This window comes from Klebsiella sp. H-Nf2 (assembly GCF_002806645.1).
GTDB classification, from domain to species: Bacteria; Pseudomonadota; Gammaproteobacteria; order Enterobacterales; family Enterobacteriaceae; genus Klebsiella; species Klebsiella variicola.
In genome coordinates this window covers 146,394-158,186 of record NZ_PIBL01000008.1, presented here as the reverse complement: position 1 = coordinate 158,186, position 11,793 = coordinate 146,394, and the positions used below count along the sequence as shown (strand labels likewise).

The following is an 11,793-nucleotide window of genomic DNA, read 5'->3' as shown; positions in this document are numbered from 1 at the left end:
TGCCATTTTTATCCGGGTTAACGAAATCTACGCATGGTGTGGACAGACGCCATGCGTGATGTCGGTGACTGCCGTCAGGCAACGGGCTTCTCACGTACCCCTGGGTTACCCATTGTCGTACGGGTAATAACAGGATGGGCTCTGGCAGTGAAGGAACAGAGCCGGAACAGGAGTAGGGAAGGAATACAGAGAGACAATAATAATGGTAGATAGCAAGAAGCGCCCTGGCAAAGATCTCGACCGCATTGATCGTAACATCCTGAATGAATTGCAAAAAGATGGTCGAATTTCTAACGTCGAGCTTTCTAAACGGGTGGGACTTTCTCCGACGCCTTGCCTTGAGCGCGTGCGTCGTCTTGAAAGACAGGGTTTTATTCAGGGCTATACGGCGCTGCTCAACCCGCATTATCTGGATGCATCACTTCTGGTATTTGTTGAGATTACTCTGAATCGTGGCGCGCCGGATGTGTTTGAGCAATTTAACGCCGCAGTGCAAAAACTTGAAGAAATTCAAGAGTGTCATCTGGTTTCCGGTGATTTCGACTATCTGTTGAAAACCCGCGTACCGGATATGTCAGCGTATCGTAAATTACTGGGCGAGACCTTGCTGCGCCTGCCGGGCGTAAACGACACCCGTACCTACGTGGTGATGGAAGAAGTCAAGCAAAGTAATCGTCTGGTTATTAAGACGCGCTAACACGGAACAGGTGCAAAATCGACGTGGTTTGATTACACTCCTGTTAATCCATACAGCAACAGTGCCGGGGAGACCCGGCGCTGTTGTCCGTTTTAGCAGCAGGCAGGAAACAGCCTGATACCTGGAGAGCCTTTCTTGAGCCAGGAATACACCGAAGACAAAGAAGTCAAACTAACCAAACTCAGCAGCGGGCGCCGACTCCTTGAGGCGATGCTCATCCTTTGCTCCCTCTTCGCCATCTGGCTGATGGCGGCACTACTGAGCTTTAACCCCTCGGATCCAAGCTGGTCGCAGACGGCATGGCATGAGCCTATTCATAATTTAGGCGGCGCCCCCGGTGCGTGGCTTGCCGATACCCTCTTTTTCATTTTTGGCGTCATGGCCTACACCATCCCGGTGATCATCATCGGTGGATGCTGGTTTGCCTGGCGGCATCAGGAAAACGACGAATACATTGATTATTTCGCCGTTTCCCTGCGCCTCATTGGCGCGTTAGCCCTGATCCTGACCTCCTGTGGTCTGGCAGCCATTAACGCCGATGATATCTGGTACTTCGCCTCGGGCGGAGTGATCGGCAGCCTGCTGAGTACCACGCTGCAACCGCTGCTGCACAGCAGCGGCGGCACTATTGCCCTGTTGTGCATCTGGGCGGCCGGTCTGACGTTGTTCACCGGCTGGTCGTGGGTCAGCATTGCGGAAAAATTGGGCGGTGGCATCCTGTCGGTGCTGACCTTTGCCAGCAACCGTACCCGTCGGGATGATACTTGGGTCGATGAAGGCGAATACGAAGACGACGATGAAGAGTACGACGATGAAGACGAAGCGGCAAACCCGCAGGAGTCGCGTCGTGCCCGTATCTTACGCAGCGCGCTGGCGCGGCGTAAGCGTCTGGCCGAGAAGTTTACCAACCCCATGGGACGTAAAACAGACGCGGCGCTTTTCTCCGGCAAACGGATGGATGACGGGGAAGAGGCGGTGCAATACAGCGCCAGCGGAGCGCCTGTCGCCGCTGACGATGTCCTGTTTTCCGGCGCCAGCGCCGCGCGTCCCGCAGAGGATGATGTGTTGTTCTCCGGTGCCAGCGCCCCGCGCCCTGGAGATTTCGACCCTTACGATCCGTTGCTGAATGGTCATAGTATCGCTGAGCCCGTGGGCGCAGCGGCGGCGGCCACTGCCGCGCCACAGGCGTGGGCTGAATCCGCGGCTGGCCATCAGGGCGTTGCGCCTGCTTATCAGCCGGAAGCTGGTTACCCGCCGCAGGCGTACCAGCCAGAACCGGCACCGTATCAGCAGCCGACTTACGATCCACACGCCGGTCAGCCGACGCCACAGGCGTACCAGCCTGAGCCGGCACCGTATCAGCAGCCTGCTTATGCTCCTCATGCCGGTCAGCCGGCGCCGCAGGCGTATCAGCCAGAGCCCGCGCCGTATCAGCAGCCGGCTTACGATCCGCATGCCGGACATCCTGCGCCGCAGGCGTATCAGCCAGAGCCCGCGCCGTATCAGCAGCCGGCATACGATCCGTATGGCGGGCAACCTGCGCCGCAGGCGTATCAGCCAGAGCCGGCGCCGTATCAGCAGCCGGCATACGATCCGTATGGCGGGCAACCTGCTCCGCAGGCGTATCAGCCAGAGCCGGCGCCGTATCAACAGCCTGCTTATGCTCCTCATGCCGGTCAGCCAGCGCCGCAGGCGTATCAGCCAGAGCCGGCACCGTATCAGCAGCCGACTTACGATCCGCATGGCGGTCAACCTGCACCGCAGGCGTATCAGCCTGAGCCAGCAGCGTATCAGCCGCAAAGCGCGCCAGTTCCGTCACCGGAGCCAGAACCAGAGGTTGCGCCGGAAGAGGTGAAACGTCCACCGCTCTATTACTTCGAAGAAGTCGAAGAGAAGCGGGCACGTGAACGTGAGCTGCTGGCCTCCTGGTATCAGCCTATTCCGGAGCCGGAAAGCCCGATCGCCACTAAACCGCTGACGCCGCCAGCCGCCCCGTCCAAACCGCCAGTGGAGACAACGGTGGTCTCTGCGGTCGCGGCAGGGGTGCATCAGGCAACGGCCGCCAGCGGCGGCGCGGCGGCGGCAACGTCGGCGACTGCCGCATCCGCTGCGGCTGCGCCATTGTTCAGCCCGGCGTCCAGCGGACCGCGGGTTCAGGTGAAAGAAGGCATCGGTCCGAAATTACCGCGACCAAATCGCGTTCGTGTCCCGACGCGTCGGGAGCTGGCCTCATACGGCATCAAGCTACCGTCGCAACGGGAGGCTGAACAGCGTGCGCGGCAGGCGGAACGCGATCCTCATTATGACGGTGAGCTGCTCTCTGATGAAGAAGCCGACGTTCTGGAGCAGGATGAACTGGCCCGCCAGTTCGCCGCCACCCAGCAGCAGCGCTATGGTCATCGCTGGGAAGACGATAACGCGACTGATGATGATGACGCCGACACCGCGGCGGAAGCGGAGCTGGCGCGTCAGTTTGCTGCCACCCAGCAGCAGCGCTACGCCGCTGAGCAGCCGCCGGGTGCGAACCCGTTCTCGCCGGCGGATTATGAATTTTCACCAATGAAGACGCTGGTCAATGACGGACCGAGCGAGCCGCTGTTTACGCCGACACCGGAAGTCCAGCCGCAGCAACCGGCCCCGCACTATCAACAACCGGCGGCTGCTCCGCAGCAGGGTTATCAAGCTGCGCAGCATCAGCCTGTACACCATCAGCCAGTGCCGCCGCAGCCGCAGTCTTACCAGACTGCGCCGCAGCCAGTGCAGCAGCAACAACCGGTTGCCCCGCAGGGGTATCAGCCTGCTGCGCCTGCGCCGCAGGAGAGCTTGATCCACCCGCTGCTGATGCGTAATGGCGATAGCCGTCCGCTGCAAAGACCGACCACGCCGCTGCCGTCGCTGGATCTGTTAACGCCGCCGCCCAGTGAAGTCGAACCGGTGGATACCTTTGCTTTAGAGCAGATGGCGCGGCTGGTAGAAGCACGTCTGGCCGATTTCCGTATCAAAGCGGATGTCGTCAACTACTCGCCAGGCCCGGTGATCACCCGCTTTGAGCTCAATCTGGCGCCAGGTGTTAAAGCGGCGCGGATCTCGAATCTGTCACGGGACCTGGCGCGTTCGCTGTCAACGGTTGCTGTGCGCGTGGTGGAAGTGATCCCAGGCAAGCCGTATGTCGGCCTGGAATTACCGAACAAAAAGCGTCAGACCGTCTATCTGCGTGAAGTGCTCGACAATACCAAGTTCCGCGATAATCCGTCGCCGCTGACCGTGGTGCTGGGTAAAGACATCGCTGGCGACCCGGTGGTGGCCGACCTGGCGAAAATGCCGCACCTGCTGGTTGCCGGTACCACCGGTTCCGGTAAGTCAGTCGGTGTGAACGCCATGATCCTCAGCATGCTCTACAAAGCGCAGCCGGAAGATGTGCGTTTCATTATGATCGACCCGAAAATGCTCGAGCTGTCGGTCTACGAAGGTATTCCGCATCTGCTGACGGAAGTGGTCACCGACATGAAAGACGCCGCCAATGCGCTGCGCTGGAGCGTCAACGAGATGGAGCGCCGCTACAAGCTGATGTCAGCGCTGGGCGTACGTAACCTGGCGGGCTATAACGAGAAGATCGCGGAGGCCGCGCGCATGGGGCGTCCGATTCCGGATCCGTACTGGAAGCCGGGCGACAGCATGGATGCCGTGCATCCGGTGCTGGAAAAACTGCCGTACATCGTGGTGCTGGTGGACGAGTTCGCCGACCTGATGATGACCGTCGGCAAGAAGGTGGAAGAGCTGATTGCCCGTCTGGCGCAAAAAGCGCGTGCGGCGGGGATCCACCTGGTGCTGGCGACGCAGCGTCCGTCAGTGGATGTCATTACCGGCCTGATTAAGGCCAACATCCCGACGCGCATCGCCTTTACCGTATCGAGTAAAATCGACTCGCGTACCATTCTCGATCAGGGCGGCGCGGAATCGCTGCTGGGTATGGGGGATATGCTCTACTCCGGGCCGAACTCTACCACGCCGGTGCGTGTCCACGGGGCGTTTGTGCGCGACCAGGAAGTCCACGCCGTGGTTCAGGACTGGAAAGCGCGTGGTCGTCCGCAGTACGTGGATGGCATTACCTCCGACAGCGAAAGTGAAGGTGGCGGTGGTGGCTTAGACGGCGGTGAAGAGCTGGATCCGCTGTTCGATCAGGCGGTCAACTTTGTGACTGAGAAGCGCAAAGCATCGATTTCCGGCGTACAGCGTCAGTTCCGCATTGGGTATAACCGTGCAGCGCGCATTATTGAACAGATGGAAGCGCAGGGGATCGTCAGCGAGCAGGGCCATAACGGTAACCGCGAAGTGCTGGCACCGCCGCCCTTTGAATGAGTGCAAAGTTGGGTAAATAAGCGCAAAATCAGCCAATTCTTCTGTTCCGCCGCCATCAGCGGTCCTACATTAGGGGCAGAAGAGGCTCCCGCGTCGGGAGTGACGCACATTAAGGAATAACAATGAAAAAACTCGCAATCACCTGTGCATTACTGTCTGGTATGGTCGTCAGCCAGGTCTGGGCAGATGCGGCCAGTGACTTAAAAAGCCGTCTTGATAAAGTGAGCAGTTTCCATGCCAGCTTCACGCAGAAAGTCACTGACGGCAGCGGTAATGCTGTCCAGGACGGTCAGGGCGACCTGTGGGTAAAACGTCCGAACCTGTTTAACTGGCATATGACCCAGCCGGACGAGAGCGTCCTCGTCTCTGACGGTAAAACACTGTGGTTTTACAACCCGTTCGTTGAGCAGGCCACGGCGACCTGGCTGAAAGATGCTACCAGCAACACGCCGTTTATGCTGATTGCCCGCAACCAGTCCAGCGACTGGCAGCAGTACAATATCAAACAAAACGGCGATGATTTTGTGCTGACGCCGAAAAGTGGCAGCGGTAACCTGAAGCAGTTCACGATCAACGTCGGTCGGGATGGCACCATCCACCAGTTCAGCGCCGTCGAGCAGGATGATCAGCGCAGCAGTTATCAGCTGAAGTCGCAGCAGAATGGCGCAATCGACGCATCTAAGTTCACCTTTACGCCGCCGAAAGGGGTGACGGTGGACGATCAACGTAAGTAGAGGCGAAAGTGAGCAATCTGTCGCTCGATTTTTCCGACAACGCGTTTCAACCTCTGGCCGCTCGTATGCGGCCAGAAAATTTAGCGCAGTATATTGGCCAGCAGCACCTGCTGGCGCCGGGTAAACCCCTGCCGCGGGCGATTGAAGCCGGGCACCTGCATTCAATGATCCTCTGGGGGCCGCCGGGCACCGGCAAGACCACCCTCGCGGAAGTGATTGCCCGCTACGCCAGCGCCGATGTCGAACGGATCTCGGCGGTGACCTCAGGGGTCAAAGAGATCCGCGAGGCCATTGAGCGCGCACGGCAAAACCGCAACGCTGGCCGACGGACCATCCTGTTTGTTGACGAAGTGCATCGCTTTAATAAAAGTCAGCAGGACGCCTTTCTGCCGCATATTGAAGACGGCACCATCACTTTTATTGGCGCGACCACCGAAAACCCCTCCTTTGAGCTTAACTCAGCGCTGCTCTCCCGTGCGCGCGTCTACTTACTGAAATCGCTGACTGCCGACGATATCGAGCGGGTGCTTGACCAGGCGATGAACGATAAGTCCCGCGGCTACGGTGGGCAGGATATTATTCTGCCGGATGAGACCCGCAAGGCCATCGCCGAACTGGTGAATGGCGACGCGAGGCGGGCGCTGAATACCCTGGAAATGATGGCCGATATGGCCGAGAGCGATGACTCGGGCAAGCGGGTGCTGAAGGCGGAACTGCTGACCGAGATCGCCGGCGAGCGCAGCGCGCGCTTTGATAACAAAGGCGACCGGTTCTACGATTTGATTTCCGCTCTGCATAAGTCGGTGCGCGGTAGCGCGCCGGATGCGGCACTTTACTGGTACGCGCGGATCATCACCGCCGGTGGCGACCCGCTGTACGTTGCCCGTCGCTGCCTGGCGATTGCCTCGGAAGATGTCGGCAACGCCGACCCACGGGCGATGCAGGTGGCCATTTCCGCGTGGGACTGCTTTACCCGCGTCGGGCCAGCAGAGGGTGAACGAGCAATTGCCCAGGCCATTGTCTATCTGGCCTGCGCGCCGAAAAGCAACGCCGTCTACACCGCCTTTAAAGCGGCGCTGGCCGACGCGCGAGATCGTCCTGACTATGACGTTCCGGTGCATCTGCGCAATGCGCCGACGAAGCTGATGAAAGAAATGGGTTATGGCCAGGAGTATCGTTACGCTCATGACGAACCCAACGCCTACGCCGCTGGCGAGCAGTACTTCCCGCAGGAAATGGCGCAAACGCGCTATTATCACCCGACAAACCGGGGGCTTGAGGGCAAAATTGGCGAAAAGCTCGCCTGGCTCGCTGAACAGGATCAAAATAGCCCGATAAAACGCTACCGCTAATTGAGGCGTTGCGGTAAGGTTATTACACTATTTCCGTGGTCGTAGTCTGCGGCCACTTTTCTTTATTTAATTCGATAAGCACAGGATAAGCATGCTCGATCCCAATCTGCTGCGTACCGAGCCAGACGCAGTCGCAGAAAAACTGGCACGCCGGGGCTTTAAGCTGGATGTAGATAAACTTCGCGCGCTTGAAGAGCGTCGTAAAGTTCTGCAGGTGCAAACGGAAAACCTGCAGGCGGAGCGCAACTCCCGATCGAAATCCATTGGCCAGGCGAAAGCGCGCGGGGAAGATATCGAGCCATTACGCCTGGAAGTGAACAAGCTTGGCGAACAGCTGGATGCCGCAAAATCCGAACTGGAAGCGCTGCTGGCGGAAATTCGCGATATTGCCCTGGCGATCCCGAACATTCCCCATGATGATGTGCCGGTTGGCCGTGACGAAAACGACAACGTTGAAGTTAGCCGCTGGGGTACGCCGCGCCAGTTCGATTTCGAAGTGCGCGATCACGTGACGCTGGGTGAAATGCACGGGGGGCTGGATTTTGCCGCCGCCGTTAAGCTCACTGGCTCGCGTTTTGTAGTGATGAAAGGCCAACTGGCCCGTCTGCACCGCGCTCTGGCCCAGTTCATGCTGGATCTGCACACCGAACAGCATGGCTATAGCGAAAACTATGTCCCGTACCTGGTGAACCAGGACACGCTGTATGGCACCGGCCAGTTGCCGAAATTCGCTGGCGACCTGTTCCATACTCGTCCGCTGGAAGAAGAAGCCGACAGCAGCAACTACGCGTTGATCCCGACGGCGGAAGTGCCGCTGACCAACCTGGTGCGCGATGAAATCATCGACGAAGACGATCTGCCGATCAAAATGACCGCCCATACGCCGTGCTTCCGCTCTGAAGCCGGTTCCTATGGTCGCGACACCCGCGGTCTGATCCGTATGCACCAGTTCGACAAAGTTGAAATGGTGCAGATCGTGCGTCCGGAAGACTCCATGGCGGCGCTGGAAGAGATGACCGGCCATGCCGAGAAAGTGCTGCAGCTGCTGGGTCTGCCGTACCGTAAGGTCGCGCTGTGCACCGGCGATATGGGCTTCAGTGCCTGCAAAACCTACGACCTGGAAGTGTGGGTTCCGGCGCAGAACACCTATCGTGAAATTTCTTCCTGCTCTAACGTCTGGGATTTCCAGGCGCGTCGTATGCAGGCTCGCTGCCGCAGCAAGTCCGACAAGAAGACTCGTCTCGTTCATACTCTGAATGGTTCTGGTCTGGCGGTAGGTCGTACCCTGGTGGCGCTGATGGAAAACTATCAGCAGGCCGATGGCCGTATTGAAATCCCGGAAATTCTGCGCCCGTATATGCGTGGCCTCGAATATATCGGGTAATTTTTTCTTCCTCTCTTTTAAAAGCGCCTGCGGGCGCTTTTTTTACGCCCTTATTGATACCGGGCAATAATCCATTCTACGAATGCAGTGATACTCCCTTTGGATTAAATCAGCATAAAAAACCAATAATATTTCAAAGCAATATATATATGACTATATAGCGCTTGTCAGTTTATTGTGAGCAACCAAAGCGAGTATCCATGAAAATTAAAGCCCCCGATGCTTTACTGGCTGCTGAGGTAAGCCGCCGTGGTTTAATGAAAACCACGGCAATAGGCGGCCTGGCGCTGGCCAGCAACGCACTAACATTACCCTTTACCCGTATGGCGCATGCCGCCGATACACCGGCGCCCGCCAGCGAGAAGGTGGTCTGGAGCGCCTGTACCGTCAACTGCGGCAGCCGCTGCCCGCTGCGCATGCACGTGGTGGATGGCGCGATTAAATACGTTGAAACCGATAATACCGGTGACGATAACTATGATGGCCTGCATCAGGTTCGCGCCTGCCTGCGTGGTCGCTCGATGCGTCGCCGGGTCTATAACCCGGACCGCCTGAAGTACCCGATGAAGCGCGTCGGCAAACGCGGCGAGGGCAAGTTCGAGCAAATCAGCTGGCAAGAGGCGTTCGATACCATCGCCAGCAATATGCAGCGGTTAATTAAAGAGTACGGCAACGAATCCATCTACCTGAACTATGGCACCGGCACGCTCGGCGGCACGCTGACACGCTCCTGGCCGCCAGGGAAAACGCTGATTGCTCGCCTGATGAACTGCTGCGGCGGCTATCTCAACCACTACGGCGATTACTCTTCGGCGCAGATTGCCGAGGGCCTCAATTATACCTACGGCGGCTGGGCCGACGGCAATAGCCCGTCGGATATTGAAAACAGCCAGCTGGTGGTGCTGTTCGGCAATAACCCCGGCGAAACGCGGATGAGCGGCGGCGGGGTGACGTACTACCTTGAGCAGGCGCGGCAGAAATCCAATGCCCGGATGATCATTATCGATCCACGTTATACCGACACCGGCGCCGGACGCGAAGATGAATGGATCCCGATTCGCCCCGGTACCGATGCGGCGCTGGTATCGGGTCTGGCGTGGGTGATGATCACCGAGAATCTGGTCGATCAGCCGTTCCTCGATAAATACTGCGTGGGATACGACGAGAAAACGCTGCCCGCCGATGCGCCAGCCAATGGTCACTACAAAGCTTACATTCTTGGCCAGGGCACTGACGGTATCGCCAAAACGCCGGAGTGGGCCTCGACGATTACCGGTATTCCGCGCGAACGCATTGTTAAACTGGCGCGCGAAATTGCCACCGCCAAACCGGCCTATATCAGCCAGGGTTGGGGGCCGCAGCGTCACGCCAACGGCGAAATCGCCACCCGGGCTATCTCGATGCTCGCTATCCTGACGGGTAACGTCGGGATCAACGGCGGCAACAGCGGCGCGCGCGAGGGCTCTTACAGCCTGCCGTTTGAGCGCATGCCGACGCTGGAGAATCCGGTTCAGACCAGTATCTCGATGTTTATGTGGACCGACGCTATCGAGCGTGGTCCGGAAATGACCGCGCTGCGCGACGGCGTTCGTGGCAAAGATAAGCTCGACGTGCCGATCAAAATGATCTGGAACTATGCGGGAAATTGCCTGATTAACCAGCACTCAGAGATCAACCGTACCCACGAGATCCTGCAGGACGACAAGAAGTGCGAGATGATCGTAGTCATCGATTGCCATATGACCTCGTCCGCGAAATACGCCGATATTCTGCTGCCGGACTGCACCGCCTCCGAGCAGATGGATTTCGCGCTGGATGCCTCCTGCGGCAACATGTCCTACGTCATCTTTGCCGATCAGGCCATCAAGCCGCGTTTCGAATGCAAAACTATCTATGAGATGACCACCGAGCTGGCAAAACGCCTCGGTGTGGAGCAGCAGTTTACCGAAGGCCGTACCCAGGAAGGCTGGATGCGCTATCTGTATGAGCAGTCGCAGAAAGCGATTCCCGATCTGCCAGATTTCGACACCTTCCGCCAGCAAGGCATTTATAAGCAGCGCGATCCGCAAGGACACCATGTGGCCTACAAAGCCTTCCGCGAGGATCCGCAGGCCAATCCGCTGACCACGCCGTCGGGCAAGATCGAAATTTACTCGCAGGCGCTGGCGAAAATCGCGGCTACCTGGGAACTCCCGGAAGGGGATGTTATCGATCCGCTGCCTATCTATACCCCGGGCTTCGAAAACTACAACGATCCATTGACGGCGAAATACCCGCTACAGCTGACCGGCTTCCACTATAAATCGCGCGTTCACTCAACTTACGGCAACGTCGATGTGCTGAAGGCCGCCTGTCGGCAGGAGATGTGGATTAACCCGATCGACGCGAAGCAACGCGGTATTGCCAACGGCGATCGCATTCGCATCTTCAACGACCGCGGTGAAGTACATATCGAAGCGAAGGTGACGCCGCGCATGATGCCGGGCGTTGTCGCGCTGGGGGAAGGGGCCTGGTATAACCCGGACGCTTCGCGGGTGGATCAGGCGGGCAGCATCAACGTGCTGACCACCCAGCGTCCGTCGCCGCTGGCGAAGGGGAACCCGTCGCATACCAACCTCGTCCAGGTTGAAAAGCTGTAAGGAGTAACCGATGACAACTCAGTATGGATTTTTTATTGATTCCGCCCGTTGCACCGGTTGCAAGACCTGCGAACTGGCCTGTAAGGATTACAAGAACCTGACCCCGGAGGTCAGCTTCCGCCGCATCTATGAGTATGCCGGCGGCGACTGGCAGGAGGACAACGGCGTCTGGCAGCAGAACGTGTTCGCCTACTACCTCTCCATCGCCTGTAACCACTGCGAGGATCCGGCCTGCACCAAGGTCTGCCCGAGCGGGGCAATGCACAAGCGTGAAGACGGTTTTGTCGTGGTCAACGAAGAGGTGTGCATTGGCTGCCGCTACTGCCATATGGCCTGCCCGTACGGCGCCCCGCAGTACAACGCCGACAAAGGCCATATGACCAAGTGCGATGGCTGCCATGAGCGCGTCGCCGAGGGGAAAAAGCCGATCTGCGTCGAGTCCTGCCCGCTGCGGGCACTCGATTTCGGACCGATTGCCGAACTGCGCGCTAAGCACGGCCAGCTGGCCGCGGTGGCCCCGCTGCCGTCGGCGCACTTTACCAGGCCGAGTATCGTTATCAAACCTAACGCCAATGCCCGGCCGTGTGGCGATACCACCGGTTATCTGGCGAACCCGAAGGAGGTGTGA

The 11,793-nt window shown here is 58.4% G+C and carries 7 protein-coding genes; all 7 read left to right on the top strand.

Annotated elements, in window-relative coordinates:
- The first annotated feature begins 202 nt into the window (after nt 1-202).
- Nucleotides 203-697 carry a leucine-responsive transcriptional regulator Lrp gene (gene lrp, locus CWM58_RS19130; protein WP_000228469.1) on the top strand — a complete coding sequence of 165 codons (495 nt, stop codon included), beginning with the start codon at nt 203-205 and terminating at the stop codon, nt 695-697.
- Between the two features lie 135 nt (nt 698-832).
- Complete coding sequence (gene ftsK, locus CWM58_RS19125) at nt 833-5,056, top strand: DNA translocase FtsK (RefSeq protein ID WP_100681550.1); 4,224 nt, start codon at nt 833-835, stop codon at nt 5,054-5,056.
- A gap of 122 nt (nt 5,057-5,178) precedes the next feature.
- On the top strand, nt 5,179-5,790 hold the full coding sequence (gene lolA, locus CWM58_RS19120; protein ID WP_061155191.1) for an outer membrane lipoprotein chaperone LolA: 612 nt from the start codon (nt 5,179-5,181) through the stop codon (nt 5,788-5,790).
- An 8-nt stretch (nt 5,791-5,798) separates the two neighbouring features.
- Nucleotides 5,799-7,142: a replication-associated recombination protein RarA gene (rarA, locus tag CWM58_RS19115; protein ID WP_074386424.1), complete on the top strand. Its 1,344-nt coding sequence runs from the start codon at nt 5,799-5,801 to the stop codon at nt 7,140-7,142.
- Between the two features lie 91 nt (nt 7,143-7,233).
- Nucleotides 7,234-8,526, top strand: coding sequence for a serine--tRNA ligase (serS, locus tag CWM58_RS19110; protein ID WP_049003789.1), 1,293 nt, complete (start codon nt 7,234-7,236; stop codon nt 8,524-8,526).
- Between the two features lie 200 nt (nt 8,527-8,726).
- A complete protein-coding gene (gene dmsA, locus CWM58_RS19105) occupies nt 8,727-11,165 on the top strand; it encodes a dimethylsulfoxide reductase subunit A (protein WP_100681549.1) in 2,439 nt (812 codons plus the stop codon).
- A gap of 10 nt (nt 11,166-11,175) precedes the next feature.
- Complete coding sequence (locus CWM58_RS19100) at nt 11,176-11,793, top strand: DMSO/selenate family reductase complex B subunit (protein ID WP_004150845.1); 618 nt, start codon at nt 11,176-11,178, stop codon at nt 11,791-11,793.

Bases quoted from the DNA above. Each gene is read 5' to 3' on its own strand.
- lrp (WP_000228469.1), top strand. From the start codon at position 203: ATGGTAGATAGCAAGAAGCGCCCTGGCAAAGATCTCGACCGCATTGAT.
- lolA (WP_061155191.1), top strand. From the start codon at position 5,179: ATGAAAAAACTCGCAATCACCTGTGCATTACTGTCTGGTATGGTCGTC.
- serS (WP_049003789.1), top strand. From the start codon at position 7,234: ATGCTCGATCCCAATCTGCTGCGTACCGAGCCAGACGCAGTCGCAGAA.
- dmsA (WP_100681549.1), top strand. From the start codon at position 8,727: ATGAAAATTAAAGCCCCCGATGCTTTACTGGCTGCTGAGGTAAGCCGC.
- CWM58_RS19100 (WP_004150845.1), top strand. From the start codon at position 11,176: ATGACAACTCAGTATGGATTTTTTATTGATTCCGCCCGTTGCACCGGT.